Below are 23,923 nucleotides of genomic sequence, written 5' to 3'. Positions count from 1 at the left end.
GCTTTGGATAAAATATAACCATTTTACTTACAATCGAGCGCGGCGTACACTTGTTTTAGGTAAAAAAAACCTTTAATCACGTGGATATAGTATTAACTATCTAGCATCCATTCATGAAAGGAAGCATTTTAATGGAAGCAAAAAAAGCAAAAGAAAGCCGCATTATTAATACAGCTCAAGTATTATCATGCGATTTAAATAACTATAATACACTGTTTGGCGGAGTTTTGATGAAAAAGCTCGATGACGCCGCAACTTTATCAGCCCGCAGACATTCTCGAGTGAAAGAATGCGTAACGGCATCTACTGACCATATCGATTTCTTATGCCCTATTCATCAGACTGATTCAGTCTGTGTCGAATCGTTTGTAACTTATACAGGAAAAAGTTCTATGGAGATTTTTTGTAAAGTGATTGCCGAAGATATGATGAATGGCAATCGCAGAATTGCTGCTACAGCATTTCTGACTTTTGTAGCCTTAGATGAAAATAAACGGCCGGTTGAAGTTCCGAGTATCATTCCTGAAACAGAAGAAGAAGCATTTCTTTACGAAACAGGGAAAGAAAGAGCAGAAATGCGCAAATTAAGAAGACAGAAAAGTAAAGAATTAGCTGCGTATATTTCATTGGATAAACCTTGGGACAATTAAGAGGAGGAAGTATGATGATAACTTTATCTAGTATTGATGAATTGAAAGATACTAAAGATGCCCTTGAGAAGTTAAAAAAAGACTATCCAGACCTTTTTGAAAAATTGTTGGATATGGTTTTTCTTACTCGTGCCTTTCAATTTAAATACCATTACCTGGGATGTTTAATTATGAATGAAGATCCTGGTGCATATACCCCGAAATTTGCATATGGATCGGTTCTGAAATTGTATAAAAAAGAATTGCAAAAATTAAAAGATGACCTTGATTTCCCAGTACTGAAACAAACTTTTTCTGAATACAGAAGTACCGGTTACTCAAAAATCAGTCAATTAATACTTGGCATGACACCTGAATCATTGGTAGGCGCTTCTATTATTAAGTAGTATGACTAACAGTGTTAAAAAGCAGGAATCATCATTCAGATGAAAAAGGGTACTAAATTGCACGGCGATTTGTACCCTTTTTTTGTTGATATAACGGGCTTTAATGTGCACACTGTAAGATGTTTTGCAGAGGTGAGTAACTTCATGTATACTGCCCCTTCTCTGCTCAACCTGAAGAGTGACCTGCAAGTGTAAGTATCTAAATACCGTTAAATCAACATTTACCATGGAACCTTTATACTTTTGTGTCAATTTTAATATCCTGCTTCGATTTCCTTATGAGGTTTTGTTCTCCATAAGATAAACAACGAGAAAATCACAATTGCGAGACACGCCCAATATACATGGCGAAACCCTACAAACTGGGCAATGATACCTCCCCCCATATTTCCCACTAGCCTTCCAATGATTGACCCATTGTAATAAAGTGTTGTGGACAGCCCCGGAGAATTAGGTAATAAATCTGTGAAATAGCTTAGTCCATTACCCATGACTATAGCTACATACGTTGCCTGAAGGAGCTGTGCTGCGATAAGGTGCCAAGAATCGGTTGATATACTTAAGATGATGTAATAGGCCAGAGCCACATAGCAGCCGATCATCATTAAGGAATGGTTCGATATTTTTCTGCCCAGGGCACCTAAAAGAAGCATTATGGGAATTTCCATACCAGCAGAAATACTAACAACTAAACCGACATCCGTAAGCGTACCATTGAGCTCATTTACAATAAACAACGGAGTGTTGATTCCATTAATCGCATTGACCGCAAACAGAAAGACTAAGGCGATAAGCGGCTGCATGATTTTCCTATTTTCAAGAGATGAACTGCCTGTACTTTTTCGTTTCCTGTCATCAGGTTGAACAGATTTCCGTTTTTGCAGAAAAAAGAATACTAGAGATGCAATTGTAAGATAGATGGCGGATGTCCCCAGGAAAAGTCCTTTATATCCAAGTACCCCCAAAATGAATGTACCGACTAATGGTCCTATCAGGAATCCGAGAGATACTAGAGAACGTAATGCAGACATCGCAAAAGTCATATCATTGGTTTGACTTGCCTTTGCCGATTCCTGTGCGTAAGCGTAGATTTGCGGCATGGCAGGAGCCCCTAATCCATTAAAAAAAGTGATGACGATCAACAGAATAAAGTAGTTATGAAAGACTAAATACGAAGCATATCCCAAAGCAGATGAAAGCATCGCTAAAATAATCAACTGTTTTCGGTCCATCCCGCTATCGGATCGTTTAGCAATTAGCGAGTTGACCACCACTCCACTTAATGAACTCACTGCCATGAAAACTCCAAAAGCTCCTGCACTCATTCCCAAATCTTCTGTAGCATACAAGGATAAATACGGCTGAGTAATAGAAATACCGATACCAACCAGCAATATACAAATGACAAATAAACGATATCCTTTTATCGCAAACAGTTTTTTAAACCGTTTATACAAAATTCCCCCTCCTTAGAGTTCAAAAATGCTTCTAATAAACAACAGATCATTCTTTACTTCCACCAATATTTATAAAAACAGCCAGATAAAAGAACCTGGCTGTTTATTGACTAATTATTAAACTGACCCTAAAGCAAATAAAAGAGTAATGTCAGAGTTGCGTTCTATTTAATTATGCAGCAAGAAAAAAAAGACCGTTATCCTATTTGTCGCAAATGATTGCCTAATCTTCTCACACCCATTTTTCACTCACGAAAATGCATTATAATGGAACTATTAAGGATGAAGGAATAAGGAGGATCTTATGTCTGACCGAATCTATCAACTGCAGGATGAGATTGCCAAACTCATAGAGCGTTATTCAGGACAGGATGGTGTTCACTCGACTTTGATTCCATCTGTATTTTTTATTCGCCACTCTAATGTTACCGGGCCAAAGAACGGTGTTTACAAGCCTTCCTTATGCTTTATTGTTCAAGGTGCGAAGGAGGTATTGCTAGCACAGGAGCGTTTTAGGTACGATCCTGTCAATTACCTGGTTTCATCGGTTGACCTGCCGGTTACCAGTCAAGTTGTGGAAGCCTCTTACGACGTTCCGTATTTAGCTCTCAATCTTGTATTTACTCCAATCCAAATCTTAGAAGTTTTAAATGATACTGAAATACGAGGCAGAAAGAAAGACAGTGAGAAGCGAGGCATGTTTGTCAGCACCATCGAGTTATCTATGTTGGATGCTGTATTGAGGTTGGCCCGTTTGCTGGACAATCCGAAGGATATACCGGTACTTGCTCCTTTAATTACGAAGGAAATTATCTATAGGGTTCTGCAAGGGCAGCATGGGAGCACGCTTGAACAAATTGCAATAGAAGGAAGCTCTGCCTATGGTATCAGAGAAGTTATCGAACAAATCACGAATAACTATGATAGGTCTTATCGAATTGAGGAGCTTGCTGAAATAGCGAATATGAGTGTTGCTTCCCTTCATAGGCACTTTAAAGAGGTAACCGCTATGAGCCCAATTCAGTTCCAAAAACAACTGAGACTTCAGGAAGCCCGGCGCCTGTTATTGTCCGAGTCTGCGGATGCCGCTGAAGTTGCATTCCGGGTTGGCTATGAAAGTCCATCACAATTCAGCCGTGAATATTCCCGTATGTTTGGTTCTCCGCCTAGAGAAGATGTAAAGAGTCTCAGGGCCCAATATGACCAAAAGGTAAACTCATAAATGCCCTTATCCCTGCTAAACTGGAATCTATTATTATATCTTTTAAAAGTGACCCATTGCTCGCTGTTTTTACTATTCGTCGTTTGGAATAGATCTTTCTATCGGCTACCTTAAGTGGTTTTTGCAGTTCAATTAAGGTATCCTCAAACAAAAAACCAAAATCGCTTAAAACGTAAAAAGTCCAGTCGTTAGTGATTTTGGTTTTACCTACTTGAACTAGATCCAATTCTGTATCGATAAAGTTTTTATGTTGATTATTTACAGGCATTTACTCTAAACGAAAAAAGCAGGAATCATTTAAATGGTTCCTGCTTCTTCTTTTAGCACCTCTGATAAATTTATATATAAAGTTTTAACTTTTTGATATTCATTTACCTCAATTATATCTTTGGTCCTTATTATCTTTTACTTTCCGGCCTTACCAAATCTGCTTGGCCTACTTTCCTTTCATTACTTCATGCAGTCTGTCTGGAAAGTTAGTAAACATTCCTGTTACACCCCAGTCAATCAGCTTCTTCATCGTTTCCTTGTCATTTACGGTATATGGGTGTATTGCTAGTCCGCTGCCTGCCACTTTTTGAACATAATCTTGATTTAAATAAGTATAGTTTGGACCAACGCCCATTGCGTATTGTTTGATGGCTGCAATTTCAGCGTCAGTTATAACAGCATTGGTTTTATAGGAAAGCAATTGAACGAGCTTGACCGATGGATCGAGTTCATTCATTGTTTTCAGGCTGAGAGAACTAAAAGACTGTACTAGAAGCGTATTTTTGTTGATATTATAATCATTTACCAGACGCAAAAGTTCTTTTTCCATACCAGGATAAACTTCAGGTGATTTCGTTTCGATATAATATTTTGCATTTTTTCCGAACTTTTGAAAAACCTCTTCAAGAGTTGGCACTTTTAATCCAGCATAATCCAGGTTTGCATATTGCGGGTATTTTTCATTAAACCAGCTGCCTGCATCCAGCTGCTTGATTTGTTCTAGTGTGTAATCTTTAACAAGACCTGTCCCGTCTGTCGTTCGATCTACGGTCTCATCATGCATGGCAATTAACTTGCCGTCCTTTGTCATCTGCAAATCTACTTCAATATATTCCCCGTGCATTTTATCGCCCATTTGATAGGATGTAATGGTATGTTCTGGAGCATATCCAGATGCACCTCGGTGTGACACATTTACGATGTCCTTATGTTTTTCCTTTGCCATAGCTGTTCCTCCGCCTGCTGTAAAACCGATTCCAATGACCAGAGCACCTATCACCGACACCCATTTTCTTTTCAATCTTTCCATCTCCCATCTCTTAATAAACTACTTTTTAAGATTAGCAGTAGATTATTAATTTCCTATAACACAAAGGTAAAGAATACTAATATGCTAGATTAAAATAAAGTGAAATCTAACAATTAACTTCAAGTTATACAATTCACCAATAATATTAAAAAAGATCTTATCCATTTATTCGATAAGATCTTTTCCTCGTTACATCTATTATTCTTTTTTTTACAAGTAGTGAACAGCACCCCGCATGTGTAAGGAGCTGTCACTCCTTTTCTTCCTTTTATTTTTAAATATCAAAATTAACAACCAAGTGTTGAGAAATATGAAAAGTTATTTGTATACCTATTTCACATAATCAGATAAGAACCCTAAATTATTTTGTTTCTATACATTACCTTATTTACATTATGCCTTACGGTATTATGACCGGCCTTAGTACCTTTACCAATAGCTATAAGCATAACATCTAAATACCTATCAGAAATATTTAAGATTGCTTTTAATTTCTTAGAATCATAGCCTGACATAGTAATTGTTTCAAAACCTGCTTCATTTGCTAACAAAATTAATGACATTGACGCAAGACTTACATCTCTAGTTAATTCTAGCTTTAGATCTTCATTCGATTTATTTTCATAATATTTTATTGCAGCATTTGCTAGATAATCTCTTAGCGATTCATCAAAAAAACCTGCTTGAAAGCCTTCTTCATGTATCTTAATAATATTATCTTTATCAAATGCTTGATAATCACCCAACATAACAATTAAAGTTGAAGCTTCTACCACTTGATGTTGATTAAAAGCTATAGGTAGCAATAAATTTTTCAAGTCTGGTTCATCAATAATCAAGTATCGAGTTGCTTGAATATTATTTCCGTTAGGTGACTTACTCGCACTTTCAATTAATGAGGTTAGAATTTCTGAACTTATTTTATAACTTGAATCATAATGTCTAACTGATCGTCTTTTTTCCAAGATATTTTTTACACTCATTTTATCAACTCCGAAATTTTTATTTATTGCTCCTTTAATTATAGTAAGCAATAATAAATGAGAAAATAACGCACAAAAATGTGGTATAGCCACTTTTAAGTGCCTATTCAGGAGGGACAGCACATGGTTAACTATAATACTGGAATCAACATTTTTATGAACATTGCGGGTGGAAAATGGAAATGTTTAATACTCTTTTTCTTAAGCCAAAAATCAGTAAGGACAAAAGAGTTTTACGAATTAATACCTGGAATTACACAAAAAGTCTTAACAGATCAATTGAAACAATTAGAAAGAGAAGACTTGTACGAAGAGAAATATTTAAAGAGGTACCACCAAAAGTAGAATACAGCTTAACTGATCTAGGAAGATCATTTGTACCAGTATTAAACACAATGTGTGAATGGGGTTATAAGTATGCAATTATAAAAGGTATAGATAAAGATTCACAAATTTATTGTGATCATAATTAAACCTAAATTCACATTTTTACTTCTGAAGAAGCCTGGCGGCTGCATAAAAAAGTGGGGTTTTATGCAACCTCTTATTCAATATAATGGCCCGATTGCGGAAGATCAATTAATACTTAAGAGGCTTACCAGTTATTCCTGATAAGCCCCCGATTGTTGAATAAGGGTTTTAGTACAACACGAAAATATAAAACGCGATGGCTAAAACAAAACGATATAAAGCAAAGGGAATTAAACCGATTTTACTAATCCACTTCACAAAAGTGACAACTGCCATAAGAGCTACCACAAAAGAAGTAATAAAATCAACAACAAACATAGGTAACTCACTTATGCTTAGATGATTCCAGCTTTTGAAAAGATCTAATCCTGTAGCTCCAACCATTATAGGAAGTGCTATTGGTGTGCTAAATGATGTGTTATTTTGTATACGATTTTAGTGTTTTGCACCTCTGACATTTATGCATGCAGCTTTTTTTTTGCAGTTCTATTCTGATACAATTTTTCTGATCGCTCTTATTTGAATGGAATCGATAGGGTCACTATAAGTTGATTCATAACGGATTCCCGAATCAAAATGAACTTCTCTCACGTTAACTTTTTCTAAGAATGCAGGCAAATTTAAAGGTGTTAACCCTGATCCTGCCATAATTGAAAGACCAGTACTTGCTGAAAGATCTGTCAGCTGACTTAGCTCTTCTATAGCTTCTGTAGCTTTATCCTTGCTGCCAGATGTGAGTACTCTAGATATGTCAGAGTACTTTTGAAGAACTCCTAAAGCAGTGACCTGATGATCGACCTCGTCAAATGGGCGGTGAAAGGTAATATCTAACCCTTGCTGCTCTGATTAATTTAGTATGCATTTCTTCATGTATTTCCTTCTCGTTCGTAAGAGCACCAATAACAACTCCAGCTGCACCTAATTTCCTGCAGGTTTCAATATCTTCTAACATAATATTCAACTCTGCATCGGAATAACAAAGCTCCGGGTATGCGGCCAAATCATTACATTTACTGGAATCGTCAATTCGTTGCAAACACTTCTAATTAAACCATAGCTAGGCGTAAGTATTTGCTAGCTTTCTTGAGACTCAACTATAAACCATTGTGCAGACGAGATTAATTAGCCTTCTGCTGCAGCGCCTGTACGTTATTGTTAGTGTACCAAATATATTTCCCTGTATAACCATAAATGATCGCAAGTGCAATGGAAACAAAACTTAACCACATGAATGGAACATAGGAAAAGGTAGATATACCTAGAATCCCTGCCATGAAAATTCCGTTGTCGGACCAAGGAATCATCCCAGATGTTAGCGTACCGCCGACCTCAGAATTTCGAGCTAAAACTCTCCGATCAATGTGTAATTTATCATAGTTTTCTTCCATGATCTTTGGTGTTAAAATTAATGAAACGTACATAGCACAACCAAATACATTTGCTAAAAAGGCAACAATTAATGTTGACAGGGTTACATTACCTGCTGAAGTTAGCTGGTTCTGGAATTTGGAAACAATTACTTTTAGTACTCCTAAATGCTCCAATAGACCACCAAATCCCAATCCGAAAATAATAACAACAATTGAGCCAAGCATTCCCTCGATCCCCCCACGGTTTAGAAGATCATCCATGAATTCAATGCCTGTATCAATTGAAAAACCACTGTAAGCCGTACCGAGGGCCGCAGAAAAATCCATCCCTTGGAATACGGTAGCCCAAATGATCCCTAAGAGAGCCCCTGCAGCAATCGTTGGCATAGAAGGTTGTTTTAGTGCGAGCATTAGAATGACAAATATCGCAGGAATTAGCATCCAAATTTGAATATCGAAGTTTTCTAGTAATGCAGTCTTCAGAAATTCTACTTTTTCTAAATCTGTATTTTTCCCGCCATACATAAACCCTGCTATGGTAAAAAGAATAGCAGTAATGATGTATGCAGGGACATCTAAATATAACATGGCACGTACGTGTGCAATAACATCCACTTTCGACATTGATGCTGCGAGTACGGTACTGTCAGATAATGGAGAAAGTTTATCTCCGAAGTATGCACCGGAAAGAACGGCACCAGCTACAAGCGGCAGAGGGATACCCATTCCCTCTCCAATTGCCATCATTGCGATTCCAGCAGTCCCGACTGTTCCCCAAGACGTACCTGTTGCCAAAGATGTGATCGAGCAAATGACGAGAGTGGCTAATAAGAAAATGCTAGGGTGGATAAATTCCAATCCGTAATAAATAAGTGTCGGTACGACTCCTCCTGCAATCCACGTCCCGATAAGGGCACCGACTGCAATCAGAATTAATATAGCCTCAAGACCATTCGAAATCCCGTTTGTAATAGCGCCTTGCAGTTGCTGGTATCGGTGTCCTAATCGTAATCCAAGTAAAATAACAATGAACCACGATATAAATAGTGCTAGTTGTATCGGTAAATCAAACATCGCGGTAAATGAAAAAACAATGGCTAAAAACAACCCCAATGTAAAAATAATTTCTAACATAGATGGTAATCGTACATGCTTCACTCTTACGCCCCCTTTAAATAAAACGTTTTCAAAATCTTGTTTTTAAAAATTCATCCTTGTTTTACAATCATTCGCCAGTTAAGTGACTCATAACCAAAATCGAATTAGAATAAATAAACGATCAATGACTTTGCCTATCAAGCTATGGCACCTAATAGGCAGGTTCTTCCTATAGAAATTCAAAATACATTTATTTCATCTGGAGATTTAATGGTTACTCTCGATCGAATAAAGCACCACCTGATATACCAGGATTTGTCATTTCGTAGGGGTTTAAAATCAAATCGAGTTCTTCCTCTGTCAGCACGTCATATTGCAGGCAAAGCTCTCGCACCGATTTGCCTTTTAAAATGGCTTCCCGTGCAATTCGGGATACAACTTCATATCCTAAGTGCGGATTCACGGCTGTAACTATTCCCACACTTTTTTCAACATATTCTTTCATCCGGTCTTCGTTTGCCTCGATACCGGTTAGACAATAGTCTGTAAAGCTTTTAAACGCATTATTCATAATACTGATGGATTGAAGCAAGTTAAAGACTAGCACGGGTTCCATCACGTTTAATTCAAGCTGTCCCGCTTCAGAGGCCAAGCAAATTGTATGATCGTTTCCGATGACCTGAAAGGCGACTTGGTTAATGAGCTCCGCCATTACTGGGTTGACTTTTCCAGGCATAATGGAGGAACCAGGCTGACGTGCAGGTAAGGTAATTTCACCAAGTCCAGCACGCGGGCCGGAAGCCATCAATCGTAAGTCGTTCGCGATTTTGGACATATTCATCATACAAACCTTCAATGCAGCTGACACTTCTGTGTAGGCATCCGTGTTTTGTGTTGCATCGACAAGGTGCTCAGTGCCGACAAGCGGCAATCCGCTTATGTCTGCAAGGTGCTTGACGACATTTTTGATATAGCGAGGGTCCGCATTTAAACCTGTCCCTACCGCTGTCGCGCCCATATTCACTTCGTAAAGATGCTGGCGTGTTTGCCCAATTCGTTTAATATCCCGTTCCAATACGCGGCTATAAGCTTCAAATTCTTGACCAAGGCGAATTGGTACGGCATCTTGAAGATGGGTGCGTCCCATTTTTATGACATGATCGAATTGCTGAGCTTTCTTCTTGAAGACATCCAACATGTCATTCATGGTATCCAGTAACTTTTCCAGCAAATTAAGGGTTGAGATGTGAATGGCTGTCGGAAACACATCATTCGTTGATTGCGACATATTTACATGACTGTTCGGACTTAATTTTCCATATTCACCTTTATTATGACCGAGCAGTTCAAGCGCACGGTTTGCAATGACTTCATTTGCATTCATATTCATTGAAGTGCCGGCTCCGCCCTGGATTGGATCGACTATAAAATACTCGTGCCATTTTCCTTCCAGTATTTCATCTGAGGATCGAATGATTACTTCACCAATTCCTTCATATAGACGCTTGACATCCATATTGGCTAGTGCGGCTGCTTTTTTTACCATTGCTAGCGCTTTTATCATTTCATTATGAATTTTGTAGCCAGTGATTGGAAAATTTTCTACAGCGCGTAACGTTTGTATTCCATAATAAACATCTGCAGGAATTTCCTTTTCACCGAGAAAATCTTTCTCAATTCGGTATGCTCTCTCAACTCTGACCATTTTCCCCTGCTCCTCTTGTATGTTTTAGACTGTAATGTCATCTGCAATTGGTGTTTCCATCATTTCCTTCACCTTGTGTGGGTCCTGTGTCTTTCCTAATACCCACATCAATTTAGGAACGATAGCTTCTGTATTCATATTTCTGGAACGAATGATGATATTTTGATTTACTTTTCGCCCCACTTCATATATATCTATATCCTCCCCTTCCTCTAAACATTGAGTAGTAATGACAACTGATATTCCACACTCGGTCAACTCATTCAATTTCTGCAAAATGTTTCTTCCTTGAAATGGAATGCCACCGCTTCCATAGCTTTCAATTACAATTCCCTTACATTGATTTTTCAGAAAATCAAAGAATTCTGGCTTAATCCCGGGATGTAACTTAACCAAAGAAACATCCGTACAAAGGGAAGTATCTAACTTAATTTCCTTATTCTTTGGTGAATGAAAAGACTTATTATACTTAATATCATCTTCATGTATAGAGGCAATATAAGGATAATTAATACTTTCAAACGAGTCATAGCTTTTCGTTCTCAGTTTAATGGCCCTTGTTCCCTGGATAACTCTACCGTCAAAAACCACATATACCCCGCCAATATCTTCACAAGCAAATCGAACCGCGTCAGAGATATTTCTTTTGGCATCTGTTTTCTTAAAGGCAATTGGGATTTGAGAACCTGTAATCACTATTGGTTTATCTACATCTTGTAACATATATGAGAGCGCAGCTGAAGTGTAAGCCATTGTATCCGTCCCATGGGTGATAACAAAGCCGTCGTAATCATTGTATTTTTCATAAATAGATTTTGCCATGTCAGCCCAATATTCCGGTTGCATATTTGTACTATCAATATTCATCAAAGGCTTACTATCAATCTGACAGAGACTATTTAATCCCGGTAGATGACTTAAAATTTCTTCGGCTTTCATCTCAGGAACTAGCCCATTTTCCCCTTCTAACGAAGCAATTGTCCCACCGGTAGTAAGTAACATCAACTTCTTCAATATAATTCCTCCCTAAAAACTCCCTTGTTTCAGCATTAAAATTACTATAAGCATATTGACAGAAAAAAATGTATTTTTAGTAAAATACGCGTTACGCGTACTTTATTTGTAATTATAGTGATGTTTCAGGGTGAAATCAAGCAAATGATATTCATAGCGCGTACATTTTGTATTCATATGATGATATAATAAATTGAAATAAAAGGAGAGTAATAAGATGATTTTAAATAGATTAACTACATTAAGGAAGGGCAAAAGGTGGTCATTGCAATATACGGCTGATCGACTCGGAATCGCAAAGAGTACTTATGCCGGTTACGAATCGGGGCACCGCCGCCCTTCATTAGAAGCCCTTAAATCAATGGCTGATTTATTTGACGTATCAACCGATTACCTTTTAGGTAGAGTTGATCATCCAACTTTTCAGCTTGAAGAGGATACAATAAAGTCAGTTCAATTTATGGAATTAACTGATCTACCAAATTTAGAGCTGGCAGTCGATGGAATCTTTCTTTCTGTAGAAGAAATGCACCAATTTATTGCTTTTATTAGAGCTAAGCGAGAATTGGAAGGAAAGGCACCATAAATACTATGTCTCGCTTGCTTCCTACTATTCAACACAAGTTAACGTCCAATGTTCCAATTTCCAAAAAGAAGACGTCTTATCTTCTTATAAATATTCCCCTGAAATCAAACGCTTCGCTTCAAAATAGAATACTTGAATAAATTTTTTTGTATTTACTTGAGTAGGAGTAAGACGTCTTTTTGCATTTTTCAATTCTTTCATCTTTTGGCTGATGACTGTGAATTCAAAATATTTTGAAGCGTAATTTTCAAACTTTTGATTTGAAAAATCTGTTAAACCAAGTGACGCAAAATAATTTAATGAATGATTAATCGCTCTGCGTATTCGTTGTGCAGAAGCTTTTATCTCACGATTAATATCAGCTTGTGCAGCTGATGGTCCGAGTTTTTTTTTCGCTATTTCTTTAAAAATATCTTTAAGAGTTGGAAATTGTTGTTCAAAAGCGTAAGCGTGTTCATTCTTAAATAAATATTGAAGTATTTCTATTAAATCTTTATGTCCATTCTCTCCCACGATTCCTAATTCAGACAAAAGAAATTCACCGACCTTTAGAATACTTTTTTCATTAAAAGTATCAACTTTTGGCTGAGCTAAATTTACTAAGCTATTTAAAGAAGCTTGGATATTATTAATCGACCTTTCTAAATAAATACGTTCCATTACTTTTCGAATAACTGTTAACACTTCCATACGATTTATTGGTTTATGAATATAATAATCGATCCCAAGAGAGTAAGCTTCACCAATTAGATCTTTTGATTCAACTTGTGAAATCATGATAACTTTTCCAGAAAAAATGCCTTTTAAATGGCGAATTGTTTCAATACCATCACGGATTGGCATCAATAAATCAATAAATAATATATCGATCTGTTTTAAATTCAAAATGTGTCCCTCTAATAGATAGCCATCTTCTGCTTCTTCCACAACTTCTCCTAAATCTTCGTCTTCTATAATTTGGTTTAAGATTGAACGTATAGCGTAATCGTCATCTGTTATAAAAAAACGCATGGAAACACCCTACCCTTTCTGAATCAAATTATGAATCGGTAACTTTATCAAAAAAACGACACCGATGTTATGTTTATTCTGAAATATGATCTCTCCACCAAGGTCTTTCACTACTTCTTTTACATATGAGAGCCCAATCCCTGTTGAAGGTGTTCCTAAATGGTCATACTTCGAGGTAAATCCAGGTTTAAAGATAGCATCCTCATATTTTGGCAGGATGCCAGGTCCGCTATCAGCAATTTGAATTTCTGCAGTATCGTTAAGTTTACCCAAACTTAAACTGACTGTTCCCTTCTCTTTAATTGCTTCTACTGCATTTGCTACTAAATTATTGATGAGAGATAACAAAGTATATACATGATAATTTGGATGGTTCCCTTCTACCGAGTATAAAAATTTAATATCTTTTCCTAATGAAAAGGCATATTTTTTATTGATTTGTATAATTAATTGAATGATTTCAGCAGCACTCATATAGTCCTTTAAACTTTCATTAGTAATCAATTTAGAGAGACCTGCAAAAATTCGTTGGTTATCTTTTTTAACTTCATGTATTTCACCAGCAATACGCAACGCTTTTTGACTAAACTGCTGTTTAAATACATTCTGTTCTTTTTCCTGTTCTTTTAAATTCCGATATAAATGATACGATTCTTTTGTAATATTCTCTGCATTTTTTAATGTTTTTTTTAAATGAACTGTTTCCTCATATAAATTGGAAATAAGCATTAACATGTGTTCATTTTGTTCTCTTATTTGTCGTTCCCTCGTCTGTGCTTCATACAGTTTCATCATATTAAAAAAGCTTAGAACAATAAAACTGTGAGCAAAAGCAACCATGATCATTTCATTTAGATCCGCAAACGTAATTGTTGTTTTCAACACGAAATATTGAATGATTATTTCTACACAGTCAGACAATATTTCGATTATGAGGCCGAAAAATCCGATTATCAAAGGTCTGTTATGAAAACGGTTGGTTTTCATTAAATAAAAGAGGCAAGAATATGTGAAGTAAAAGAAAAAACTGGGATATTGGACTAGGAAAGAGGATGTCCAGTCAAAATTCTCCTGCTGAATAAAGTCTAATAGAATTCGCAATTTAACAACAATCGTTCCTGTCAAAATACCCGATAAAACTGCTGGTATTTTCTGCAGTAATAATAAAAAAAAGAAAAATGCCGGTGCCCCAAAACTTACTCGAAACGTTTCATTTAATGGATAAAACTTTATTTCACCTGCCAGTGGCACTGTAAGCAACATCAGAACAAGAATATAAACGTCTTTTTTCGCTAAAGTACTAAAGTTCATGATGATCCTCCCAATTTTGTCTGAAAATCAGTATATAGCTTTATCTGCATCAAAACAACGCTTACTTTATTATAAAAATAAGCTATTAAAACTTGACCATTCTGAAACGGCTAATCTTCAACAATACTCTATTTATCTATTGATAATATTAGCACCATACTTGTCATATAGTTCAACCTTTATTTTTTTTTTGAAAATTTGTAGTTTTTTGTATGATCATGTAGTTCCAGTTATAAATTTAATTTAAGTTTTTGCAGACCATAATTGAAAGCGCTTAACGATACTGTTTTTACAATATTTTCAAACAGACTATGTGATTATTTCAGCAAAAACTATTACAGGCATCCTTATTGAAAAATTGTGAAAGCGTACAAATTAGAGGAGTGAAAGAATATGGTTGAAGATAGAATAAAAGAGAATAACGTTCAGATGTATAGTCAAAGTAAAGCTTACTTAGATGAATGGGTAGCACACTATCAATCATATTCTCCTAATGGACAAACCCCAAATTATATTCCTGCTTTAAGAACGATAAACTCATCCCATTTAGGCATTTGCATCATTGTACCAGATGGAACAATGATAAAGTCAGGGGATTGTGAAGTCTCTTTCACGCTGCAAAGTATCTCAAAAGTGATCAGCTTTATAGCTGCATGCTTGAGTCGCGGTATTCCTTATGTGTTAGAACGGGTGGATGTGGAACCAACTGGAGATGCCTTCAACTCCATTATTCGTTTAGAGATGCATAAACCAGGAAAGCCGTTTAATCCCATGATCAATGCTGGAGCGATTACCATAGCTTCATTACTCCCAGGGGAATCATCACAAAATAAATTAGAATTTCTTTATGTATTCATAGAAAAAATGATAGGGAAACGCCCGACCATCAATGAGGAAGTGTTTCGATCAGAGTGGCAGACAGCTCATCGAAATAGAGCCTTAGCTTATTATTTAAAAGAGACCGGTTTTTTAGAATCGGAGGTGGAAGAATCTTTAGAGGTTTACCTAAAGCTATGTTCAATAGAAGTTAACACAGAAGACATAGCGTTGATTGGACTGATTCTTGCACATGATGGATATCATCCAATTCGTAAAGAGCAAGTCCTGCCTAAAAATGTGGCTAAATTAGCCAAAGCATTAATGCTTACTTGTGGTATGTACAATGCTTCTGGTAAATTTGCAGCATTTGTCGGTTTGCCAGCCAAAAGTGGTGTATCTGGAGGCATTATGGCACTAGTACCTTCAAGCGTTAGAAAAGATCTGCCATTTCAAACTGGATGTGGTATTGGTATATATGGACCAGCTATAGATGATTATGGGAATAGCCTGACAGGTGTTTTGTTATTGAAACATATAGCACAAGAATGGGATCTGAGTATTTTCTAAAAGCATAATGTAGAAACTTTGCTTCTGGTGAAAATAATAAAGGAAGACAATAAGTCGCTATATCATTAGATTTTGCTATCAAACTACTAAACTTTTACAGGAGTGATGAACATGCAACAATTACTTCAAGATATTATTAGCTTAACAAATGATTTTCTATGGTCAAAGTTATTGATTATTATGCTAGTTTTATTCAGTCTTTATTTCACATTTAAATCGAAATTTGTACAGTTTCGAATGTTGAAGGAAATGGTCCGTGTTTTAATGGAGGGGAGAACTGGTTCTAAAGACAGCATTTCCCCATTTCAAGCGTTCTGTATTGGTATGGCGGCACGCGTTGGAACAGGTAATATCACAGGAATTGCGATTGCGATTGCATTAGGCGGTCCTGGAGCGGTATTCTGGATGTGGATTATTTCTATTATTAGCTCAGCATCCAGCTTTATTGAAAGTACGTTAGCACAAGTATATAAAGTAAAAGATAAAGACGGTTTCCGCGGCGGTCCATCCTATTATATGGAAAAAGGATTAAACAAACGTTGGATGGGAGTATTATTCTCCATTTTAATTACGATTTCTTTCGGTCTTGTATTCAATTCTGTACAATCAAATACCGTTACAATTGCTTTTGAGAACGCATTTGGTACAGATCGTTTAACTTTAGGGATTATCATGGCACTTGTTTTCGCGGCGATTATCTTTGGTGGTGTGAAGAGTATTGCAAAAATTGCTGAGTACAAGGTTATGCTTTTAGCTGTGTTATACATTGGTATTGCATTATTTGTTATAGCTACGAACATAACAAAAATGCCGGAAATTCTTTCTCTTATTGTTAAAAACGCGTTTGGCTTTGAACAAGTAGCAGGCGGTTCACTCGGCGCTGCGCTCATGAATGGAGTTAAACGTGGCTTATTCTCGAATGAAGCTGGTATGGGGAGTGCGCCAAACGTTGCCGCAACAGCAACAACAAGTCATCCGGTGAAACAAGGACTTATTCAAGCATTTGGCGTACTAACGGATACACTGATCATCTGTACAAGCACAGCATTTATTATTTTACTTTCTGATGCTTACAAACAACCAGGGCTAAATGGTATTGCACTTACACAAGCAGCATTAAGTGAACACATCGGTTCATGGGCATCAGGCTGTCTTGCCATCTTTATTTTCCTATTTGGATTCGGTGCGTTAATTGGTAACTATTATTATGGGGAAACAAACATTCGCTTTTTACACACAAGTAAAGCATGGTTGATGCTATACCGAATAAGCGTATTCGCCATGATTATATTCGGTTCAGTTGCAAAGATTCAACTTGTATGGGATTTGGCCGATTTATTTATGGGCTTCATGGTTATCGTAAACTTGATTGCCATTCTTTTATTATCAAAAGTGGCCTTTGCTGCATTAAACGATTACATAAACCAGAAAAAGGATGGTAAAGATCCTGTATTTTATAAAGATACTATTAAGAATCATGAAAACATTGAATGTTGGGAACACGCTCAATCTGATTCAGCCTTAAAGAAGGAAAATGTCATCTAACAATAAAGATGTCCAGACACATTATGGTCTGGACATCTTTAGCTTGTTTCTGTTACAAGCTCGCCATCTAAATTAACACTAAAATTTGAAAAGGAAGATCTGTTAAATCGACTGTAGATGCTTCCAGATTTTTATGAGTTAACTAAACAATAATCATTAAAGTAAATTATTTCGGTAAGTATTTTATAACCTTGAATTCTTTCAAAAGCTTCTTTGGCTTCTTTTTTATTGTCAAATTCATACATTTTGATATTGTTCTTTAAATGGGCAGTGATTATCCACACGAGAAAAATTCCTCCAATTAAGCATTCTTTAGCCTTTTCCATAGATTGATTGAGAATTTTGCATTTTAAAGCCGAAAATACCTTCCCTCATAGAATCCTAAAATTAAAGTAGCAGGATAGTAAAGATGTAGTATGACCCCTTTTCTTTTCACCTACTTTCTCCGAATTAGATTTAGCTTTAATTTATAATATGAACTACAAAATCATACGGAAAAATACAAAACACGTTGAAATTCCCCAAAAAAACCCCTTTATGAATCGTTGTTATATCGCAGAATTCTAGTTAATAGGATTATCGTTAATGTTCCGATTATATAATGATTTAGAAGTTTTAAATTTTTATATAATGGCTCTAATACAATACTGCAAGCAACGTAATGGCATTTGTTTGAGTAGGATACAAAACAATAATTGAAATTAAGAATATTCATAAAGCACTCTTATAATTTGTTTGATTAGTATCCCCGATTCTTTGCTGAGCAATTAATTTCTTATTCAATTAAACGGTCCATTATTACTTTATCCTTTTTATTGAACTGATATTGATGCCCCTTTTTCAAAATGGTTAAGAACAAACAATCATAGGTTGCTTTTACTCCCTTTTCATCACGGAAGCTGGTTTCGTATTGCTTTATCAATTCTTTGATACAGCAGCCATCATTCTCCTCCTGAAAAACTATATAAATTAACAAAGTAAAATTAGTTGATGACCCGGAACTTGACGTTAAGGTTGTATATTTTAGCTGATCTATAGGGTGAATCTAGATATAGAAAATCAAAATCATATCAAAGAGCTTAATCCGAAATATTTTACTATTTTTTGTTATATTTCTTTAAAAATAAAGTAAAGAAATACAGGAGCGAAAGACCGTGAACAATGAAGAATTTGTCACTATTTATAAAACAAAAACATTTTTTCATTGTAATTTTGGAGATATTGAATTTTTCCAATATAAAAGTCTCATTACATTTAGCTTATTTTTTGAAAGATACATATTGGTCTCTTAACAATTCTTTATAAATCATTAATAAAAGCTATCTATAATAAATGTCGAATTTATAGTTTTTTTAAGAGAGGGGAAAATAAGGATGCCGGAAAGACAAATTGATGAATTGATTAAGAAGTTGAATTTGGATAGTTTAGAGAAGAAAGAGTTTAATCGTCGCAATTTTCTACAGGGAGCAGGTAAAATTGCTGGTCTATCTTTAGGATTAACCATCGCCGGTTCAATGGGTTTAGGAGAATCAAAAGTTAGTGCCGCACCAAAGTTTCAAAGCTATCCCTTTACACTCGGTGTTGCTTCTGGTGACCCTCTTTCCGATAGTGTTGTTTTATGGACACGATTAGCTCCTGATCCGCTTAATGGGGGTGGGATGCCAAATCAGTCTGTTCCAGTCAAATGGGAAATGGCAAAAGATGAGGATTTTCATAAAATTGTAAAACAAGGAAGAGTCATTGCTAGACCAGAATTAGCTCATTCTGTTCATGTAGAAGTGGATGGACTTAAACCGGACAAAATTTACTATTACCGTTTTATATCTGGTCATGAACTAAGCCCTGTTGGAAAAACGAAGACACTTCCAGCAGCTGGTGCCGATGTTGCCCGCATGACATTTGCTTTTGCTTCCTGCCAGCAATATGAGCATGGCTACTATACAGCATATGAACATATGGCTAAAGAAGATTTAGACCTTGTATTCCATTTAGGAGATTATATTTATGAGTACGGTCCAAATGAATATGTATCAGGAACAGGAAATGTTCGTACTCACAGCGGTCCGGAGATTATCACGCTTGAAGATTACCGAAATCGTCATGCCCAGTACCGTTCAGATGCGAATCTTAAAGCTGCTCATGCTGCTTTTCCTTGGGTTGTTACATGGGATGACCATGAAGTCGAAAATAACTACGCAAATATTATTCCTGAGAAGGGCCAATCTGTTGAAGCATTTATTAAACGCCGCGCAGCTGCATATCAAGCCTATTACGAGCACATGCCTCTTCGTATATCATCGTTGCCAAACGGTGCCGATATGCAGCTCTATCGTGATTTTACGTTCGGTAATTTAGCATCTTTTAATGTACTGGATACACGTCAATATCGTGATGATCAGGCAAATGATGACGGAAACAAAGCACCATCGCCAGAATCTATGAATCCTGCTCGCACGCTCCTTGGAAAAGACCAGGAAGATTGGCTGCTGCGAAATCTTGGCAATTCGAAGTCTCACTGGAATGTGCTTGCACAACAGATTTTCTTTGCCAAATGGAATTTCGGGACTAGTTCTGCACCAATATACAGTATGGATTCCTGGGACGGCTATCCGGCTGCACGCCAGCGCATCATAGATTACGTCAGCAGCAAGAATATGAACAATCTAATAGTAATTACGGGTGATGTTCATGCAAGCTGGGCATCCAACCTATTGGAAGATTTCAACAATCCAAACGCCAAGAAAATTGGTGCAGAATTTGTAGGCACCTCCATCACCTCAGGTGGGAACGGGTCCGATGAAAGAGCAGATACAGATCATATTTTAGGGGAAAACCCCCATATTAAATTCTTTAATAATTATCGCGGATATGTCCGCTGTACAGTCACACCGGATAGATGGCAAGCTGATTACAGAGTAATTCCATTTGTGACAGAACCGGGTGCCGCCATTTCAACAAGAGCTTCATTTGTTTATAAAAAAGATGGCCTGGGCTTGAATAAAGTAGAGACAAATCAAGTTCCACAAGGAGTTAAAGTTTCCAATGAAGTGGAGGAAGACCGCAACCGTGCCCATGGCCGTGCACATGAAAAACAAACGGACAAAAAACACGACAAAGTGATGAATTAATTCACTTCACCTTATAAAATCATTAATTTATTAGGAGTGTGTATATGTTATCAAACATTGGAATTCCAGGGTTAATTCTGGTTCTAGTTATCGCTTTGATTATTTTTGGCCCTTCAAAGCTTCCGGAAATTGGACGAGCTTTTGGACGCACCTTAACAGAATTCAAGAGTGCGACAAAAGGATTATTGTCAGAGGAAAAGAAAGAAAAAGAGGAATTAATATCTGTTGAAAAAAAACAAAATAAATCAGTCGTTTGAAAAGATAGGCGGGGCAACCCGTCTATTTTTGTCATTACAGCTCACTAAAATAATTCTTCTATTCTAAATCCCCAACAATAGGAAGCATATCCTTGGTGAAGACTCACGTGTTTTAGGTTTCATCGTTTGGCAAAAGTTCCATTTATGTGGTAATATTAATGCGAATATTTGTTCTGTATTTGGCAAGAATAAAAGAATATGGACAGAAAGCAGGTGCAGGATAGCGACTGAGTATTTTTCTGTAGCAGATGATTTCATCACGCCTGAACACAACAAGAAATGAAACGAGAAAGTAATGCACAGCAACTTCAAATGTTCTGAACTTACGATCCTATCATTGTTACTTTTCTGACGTTGATGCAACAATATTTTAATTAGGCATTTTGCAAATGAAAGGAGAAAGAATTTGAAAAATCAAAACGAATCGGCTCAAAACGGAGGAACATTCGGGAGCAGAGAAAATTTTTTGCTGGTCATGATTATGATTCTGGGTGTGTTTGTAGCCATTTTAAATGAAACGCTGCTTAACGTAGCCTTAACAAAAATTATGGATGACTTCGGAATTGAGCCGAGTACCGCGCAATGGCTGACTACTGGTTATCTCCTTGTTATAGGTGTACTTATACCGGTCACCGCTTATTTAATTCAGCGTTTCACGACAAGAAGCTTATTTCTTGGAGCTATGGGATTGTTTACGGCGGGGACATTTGTAGCGGCTATCGCACCAGGGATAGAAATGCTTTTAATCGGAAGGCTGCTTCAGGCAGCGGGTACAGGGCTGCTCTTTCCTTTACTGACCAATGTGGTATTCTCAATCGTTCCTATTGAAAAAAGGGGTTCGGCAATGGGGACCATTGGAATTGTCATTACGTTTGCTCCCGCGATTGGGCCTACTCTATCAGGGATCATTGTAGAGCATTTCAGCTGGCGGGTTCTCTTTTACGGCGTTCTGCCGATCGCACTGATTGTTATTATCTTTGCATTTATGAAGCTTAAAAACGTGACGGAGACAAGTAATCCGAAGATTGATCCGCTTTCGCTTCTCCTTTCAACCTTAGGATTCGGGGGGATTGTGTACGGATTCAGCAGTTCCGGAGAAGGACAGGGTGGTTGGTCGAGCTATGAAGTTCTCATCCCACTTGCAATCGGCGTTGTTTCTTTAGCCTTGTTTACTTGGAGGCAATTGACGATTTCACAGCCCCTGCTGAATTTACGAACTTTTAAATACAACATTTTCAGGATGTCAACGCTGATTATGATGATTATCATGATGGCGATGTTTTCAGCGATGATGCTGCTGCCGATTTTTCTCCAGAATGCGTTAGGTTACAGTCCGTTGAAGGCAGGTTTGGTCATGCTTCCGGGTGGGATTGTCATGGGGATCATGTCACCCATTACAGGCCGGTTATTTGATAAATTTGGTGCCAAGTGGCTTGCACTTATCGGGTTGGGGCTGATCGCGAATACACTGTGGCAATTTGCCTTTATCACAGTGTCAACCTCCTACAGCACGATTATGATTTTCAATACGCTGTTAATGCTGGGGATTTCAATGGTTATGATGCCGATCATGACCAACGCTTTGAATCAACTGCCGCCTCCGTTATATCCGCACGGTACGGCTATTATCAGTACGCTTCAGCAGGTTGCCGGCGCCGTCGGGACAGCATTGCTTGTCTCTATCATGACCAATGGTTCTGCTCGTTTTATGGAAAATACACTGATTAAGGAAGACGCGGCTACCTTACAAATTCTAGGGATGATTTCTGGAATGAAAAGCGCGTTCCTGTTTGCATTCGGACTAGTTGCCATCGCATGGATCGTTTCATTATTTATCAAACGGGCTGTGCCTGAAGAACAGAGTTTGAAAATGAAGCAAGGTGCTGTGAACTGACAAAGAGGTAACTCATTTCAGACTGGCACATAACCACAATAAGAATGATTGATCTTTCAGTGCAGATTTGAATCAAAGTTGCGATGTTAATAAAAAGGTACGATGTTTTACCCCTCTGGTTATGAGTAGCCGGAGGGGTGTTTTTATATCGGACTTTTAGATTTTAATAGGTAATGTTTATAACTTACTAAAGTTCACGGCTGTAAACCCTCCTCCTACTGCGACATAGCTTCGTTTCTTTCTGAAAATTGGAAAAGAAAAATAATACAATAATGCTAAAAAAGTTCTTAAAAAATGTTGAATAATTTAATCCCAATTTCTCATTTATAACAATGAGAAATTGGGATTTTTAATGCTCTAATACCCTTAACGTTGTAAATACACGATTATCTATCCTTAGGAGTAAAAAGTCTTTAATTCAAAAAAAATTTTACATTGAAGACATGTAAACAACGTAATCGTATTGACAGCAAGCCTGGCATCATCGAATTCTAACCTATTATTTAGCATTGGAGGATTTCCTGGCAGGTGTATTGTTAATAATATAGTAGCTTAAAATTAAAATGAGGATAACGAAAGCATGTAATAATGTATTGAATGGGTCATCATGATCAACAATAATTAAACGGATCATTGCTGTAATGCCAATGTAGAGAAAGTATCGCATCGGAAAATGGTAGTTTTCGCGGAAATATTTTAAGATCATTGAGATAAATTCAAAATAGAGAAAAAAGACAAGGATCTGTTCGAGGAAATGTTGAAAATTGGGTTTATCAGATGTGACAATGAATTCTAAAAAATGAATGATTTCTTTAGCCATTAAAATACATAAAACCGTCGCAAGTATGATTAATGATGCATTTAAGATAAATTGTAATATTGATGGGATAGCGATACGAAAAGCCGGAAGTTTACTGAACTCAAAAATCGCTTTTTGCGAGGTAATCCTCCATGTCTCCCTCATTCATTGATAACCCCCTTTATCTTCGCAGACACAATCCTGCACGATTATTCCATTATCACTTTGTAATAAATCGTATTTAATGGCCTAACAGCATCTTTGCTGTCTTTTCCAGAAGCATGAAAAGTCATCGTACAGCTTGTGCGCCTGACATGAACATGCTTACTATACTTTTTGTATTTGACGTT

General features: G+C 36.9%; 19 protein-coding genes and 2 pseudogenes. 10 read left to right on the top strand and 11 right to left on the bottom strand.

What is annotated here, in order from left to right; genetic code table 11:
- Nucleotides 1–131 precede the first annotated feature (131 nt).
- Together K8L98_RS02185 and K8L98_RS02180 are read left to right on the top strand one after the other, a co-directional pair.
- Nucleotides 132–650, top strand: a complete 519-nt coding sequence (locus K8L98_RS02185) for an acyl-CoA thioesterase (protein ID WP_070879517.1) — start codon at nt 132–134, stop codon at nt 648–650.
- A 14-nt stretch (nt 651–664) separates the two neighbouring features.
- Nucleotides 665–1,036 (top strand): hypothetical protein, encoded by a 372-nt coding sequence (locus K8L98_RS02180; protein ID WP_223439201.1) that lies wholly within the window; start codon nt 665–667, stop codon nt 1,034–1,036.
- 254 nt (nt 1,037–1,290) lie between these two features.
- Here the strand turns inward: K8L98_RS02180 and K8L98_RS02175 are convergent, their stop codons facing one another.
- Nucleotides 1,291–2,493 carry a sugar efflux transporter gene (locus K8L98_RS02175; RefSeq protein WP_223439199.1) on the bottom strand — a complete coding sequence of 401 codons (1,203 nt, stop codon included), beginning with the start codon at nt 2,491–2,493 and terminating at the stop codon, nt 1,291–1,293.
- Between the two features lie 304 nt (nt 2,494–2,797).
- On the opposite strand from K8L98_RS02175, the gene K8L98_RS02170 reads away from it, so the two are divergent.
- Nucleotides 2,798–3,715, top strand: a complete 918-nt coding sequence (locus K8L98_RS02170; RefSeq protein ID WP_223439197.1) for an AraC family transcriptional regulator — start codon at nt 2,798–2,800, stop codon at nt 3,713–3,715.
- Between the two features lie 436 nt (nt 3,716–4,151).
- Here K8L98_RS02170 and K8L98_RS02165 read toward each other — a convergent pair whose 3' ends face one another.
- A complete protein-coding gene (locus K8L98_RS02165; protein ID WP_223439195.1) occupies nt 4,152–5,015 on the bottom strand; it encodes a glycerophosphodiester phosphodiesterase in 864 nt (287 codons plus the stop codon).
- 356 nt (nt 5,016–5,371) lie between these two features.
- Nucleotides 5,372–5,998 carry a nitroreductase family protein gene (locus tag K8L98_RS02160; protein ID WP_223439193.1) on the bottom strand — a complete coding sequence of 209 codons (627 nt, stop codon included), beginning with the start codon at nt 5,996–5,998 and terminating at the stop codon, nt 5,372–5,374.
- Between the two features lie 123 nt (nt 5,999–6,121).
- Here K8L98_RS02160 and K8L98_RS02150 point away from each other — a divergent pair.
- Nucleotides 6,122–6,471 (top strand): annotated as a pseudogene (locus K8L98_RS02150) (winged helix-turn-helix transcriptional regulator).
- A gap of 166 nt (nt 6,472–6,637) precedes the next feature.
- On the opposite strand, the gene K8L98_RS02145 reads toward K8L98_RS02150, so the two are convergent.
- From K8L98_RS02145 to K8L98_RS02130, 5 genes and pseudogenes are all read right to left on the bottom strand, one after another.
- Nucleotides 6,638–6,898, bottom strand: coding sequence for an undecaprenyl-diphosphate phosphatase (locus K8L98_RS02145; protein WP_275976754.1), 261 nt, complete (start codon nt 6,896–6,898; stop codon nt 6,638–6,640).
- Nucleotides 6,899–6,955: 57 nt separating this feature from the next.
- Nucleotides 6,956–7,540, bottom strand: a pseudogene (locus K8L98_RS26770) (copper homeostasis protein CutC).
- A gap of 47 nt (nt 7,541–7,587) precedes the next feature.
- Nucleotides 7,588–8,997 (bottom strand): Na+/H+ antiporter NhaC, encoded by a 1,410-nt coding sequence (gene nhaC, locus K8L98_RS02140; RefSeq protein WP_223439191.1) that lies wholly within the window; start codon nt 8,995–8,997, stop codon nt 7,588–7,590.
- Between the two features lie 214 nt (nt 8,998–9,211).
- Entirely contained in the window at nt 9,212–10,642 is a 1,431-nt protein-coding gene (gene aspA, locus K8L98_RS02135; protein ID WP_223439189.1) for an aspartate ammonia-lyase, read from the bottom strand.
- A 24-nt stretch (nt 10,643–10,666) separates the two neighbouring features.
- The gene (locus K8L98_RS02130) at nt 10,667–11,656 is read right to left on the bottom strand and encodes a type I asparaginase (protein WP_223439187.1); all 990 of its coding nucleotides are present in this window, start codon (nt 11,654–11,656) and stop codon (nt 10,667–10,669) included.
- Between the two features lie 217 nt (nt 11,657–11,873).
- Between K8L98_RS02130 and K8L98_RS02125 the strand changes: the two genes are divergently transcribed.
- The gene (locus K8L98_RS02125; RefSeq protein ID WP_223439185.1) at nt 11,874–12,242 is read left to right on the top strand and encodes a helix-turn-helix domain-containing protein; all 369 of its coding nucleotides are present in this window, start codon (nt 11,874–11,876) and stop codon (nt 12,240–12,242) included.
- 84 nt (nt 12,243–12,326) lie between these two features.
- On the opposite strand, the gene K8L98_RS02120 is transcribed toward K8L98_RS02125, so the two are convergent.
- Nucleotides 12,327–13,253, bottom strand: a complete 927-nt coding sequence (locus K8L98_RS02120) for a response regulator (protein ID WP_223439183.1) — start codon at nt 13,251–13,253, stop codon at nt 12,327–12,329.
- A gap of 9 nt (nt 13,254–13,262) precedes the next feature.
- Nucleotides 13,263–14,564: a sensor histidine kinase gene (locus K8L98_RS02115; RefSeq protein WP_275976731.1), complete on the bottom strand. Its 1,302-nt coding sequence runs from the start codon at nt 14,562–14,564 to the stop codon at nt 13,263–13,265.
- A 393-nt stretch (nt 14,565–14,957) separates the two neighbouring features.
- On the opposite strand from K8L98_RS02115, the gene K8L98_RS02110 reads away from it, so the two are divergent.
- From K8L98_RS02110 to K8L98_RS02090, 5 genes are all read left to right on the top strand, one after another.
- Nucleotides 14,958–15,950, top strand: coding sequence for a glutaminase (locus K8L98_RS02110; protein ID WP_223439181.1), 993 nt, complete (start codon nt 14,958–14,960; stop codon nt 15,948–15,950).
- Nucleotides 15,951–16,061: 111 nt separating this feature from the next.
- Nucleotides 16,062–17,495 (top strand): alanine/glycine:cation symporter family protein, encoded by a 1,434-nt coding sequence (locus tag K8L98_RS02105; RefSeq protein WP_223439179.1) that lies wholly within the window; start codon nt 16,062–16,064, stop codon nt 17,493–17,495.
- A gap of 1,373 nt (nt 17,496–18,868) precedes the next feature.
- On the top strand, nt 18,869–20,623 hold the full coding sequence (locus tag K8L98_RS02100) for an alkaline phosphatase D family protein (RefSeq protein ID WP_223439177.1): 1,755 nt from the start codon (nt 18,869–18,871) through the stop codon (nt 20,621–20,623).
- A gap of 44 nt (nt 20,624–20,667) precedes the next feature.
- On the top strand, nt 20,668–20,880 hold the full coding sequence (locus tag K8L98_RS02095; protein WP_223439175.1) for a twin-arginine translocase TatA/TatE family subunit: 213 nt from the start codon (nt 20,668–20,670) through the stop codon (nt 20,878–20,880).
- Between the two features lie 475 nt (nt 20,881–21,355).
- Complete coding sequence (locus tag K8L98_RS02090; RefSeq protein WP_420828852.1) at nt 21,356–22,774, top strand: DHA2 family efflux MFS transporter permease subunit; 1,419 nt, start codon at nt 21,356–21,358, stop codon at nt 22,772–22,774.
- 499 nt (nt 22,775–23,273) lie between these two features.
- Here the strand turns inward: K8L98_RS02090 and psiE are convergent, their stop codons facing one another.
- Nucleotides 23,274–23,738 carry a phosphate-starvation-inducible protein PsiE gene (gene psiE / locus K8L98_RS02085; protein WP_223439169.1) on the bottom strand — a complete coding sequence of 155 codons (465 nt, stop codon included), beginning with the start codon at nt 23,736–23,738 and terminating at the stop codon, nt 23,274–23,276.
- Nucleotides 23,739–23,923 lie beyond the last annotated feature (185 nt).

Origin of the sequence: Metabacillus dongyingensis (assembly GCF_019933155.2) — a bacterium.
GTDB lineage: Bacteria > Bacillota > Bacilli > Bacillales > Bacillaceae > Bacillus_P > Bacillus_P dongyingensis.
This window is presented reverse-complemented; position numbering and strand designations above follow the sequence as displayed.

Excerpts from the sequence above, each read along its gene's own strand:
- K8L98_RS02185 (WP_070879517.1), top strand. The coding sequence starts at position 132 with ATGGAAGCAAAAAAAGCAAAAGAAAGCCGCATTATTAATACAGCTCAA.
- K8L98_RS02180 (WP_223439201.1), top strand. The coding sequence starts at position 665 with ATGATAACTTTATCTAGTATTGATGAATTGAAAGATACTAAAGATGCC.
- K8L98_RS02170 (WP_223439197.1), top strand. The coding sequence starts at position 2,798 with ATGTCTGACCGAATCTATCAACTGCAGGATGAGATTGCCAAACTCATA.
- K8L98_RS02165 (WP_223439195.1), bottom strand. The coding sequence starts at position 5,015 with ATGGAAAGATTGAAAAGAAAATGGGTGTCGGTGATAGGTGCTCTGGTC.
- K8L98_RS02160 (WP_223439193.1), bottom strand. The coding sequence starts at position 5,998 with ATGAGTGTAAAAAATATCTTGGAAAAAAGACGATCAGTTAGACATTAT.
- aspA (WP_223439189.1), bottom strand. The coding sequence starts at position 10,642 with ATGGTCAGAGTTGAGAGAGCATACCGAATTGAGAAAGATTTTCTCGGT.
- K8L98_RS02125 (WP_223439185.1), top strand. The coding sequence starts at position 11,874 with ATGATTTTAAATAGATTAACTACATTAAGGAAGGGCAAAAGGTGGTCA.
- K8L98_RS02120 (WP_223439183.1), bottom strand. The coding sequence starts at position 13,253 with ATGCGTTTTTTTATAACAGATGACGATTACGCTATACGTTCAATCTTA.
- K8L98_RS02115 (WP_275976731.1), bottom strand. The coding sequence starts at position 14,564 with ATGAACTTTAGTACTTTAGCGAAAAAAGACGTTTATATTCTTGTTCTG.
- K8L98_RS02110 (WP_223439181.1), top strand. The coding sequence starts at position 14,958 with ATGGTTGAAGATAGAATAAAAGAGAATAACGTTCAGATGTATAGTCAA.
- K8L98_RS02105 (WP_223439179.1), top strand. The coding sequence starts at position 16,062 with ATGCAACAATTACTTCAAGATATTATTAGCTTAACAAATGATTTTCTA.
- K8L98_RS02100 (WP_223439177.1), top strand. The coding sequence starts at position 18,869 with ATGCCGGAAAGACAAATTGATGAATTGATTAAGAAGTTGAATTTGGAT.
- K8L98_RS02095 (WP_223439175.1), top strand. The coding sequence starts at position 20,668 with ATGTTATCAAACATTGGAATTCCAGGGTTAATTCTGGTTCTAGTTATC.
- K8L98_RS02090 (WP_420828852.1), top strand. The coding sequence starts at position 21,356 with ATGATTATGATTCTGGGTGTGTTTGTAGCCATTTTAAATGAAACGCTG.
- psiE (WP_223439169.1), bottom strand. The coding sequence starts at position 23,738 with ATGAGGGAGACATGGAGGATTACCTCGCAAAAAGCGATTTTTGAGTTC.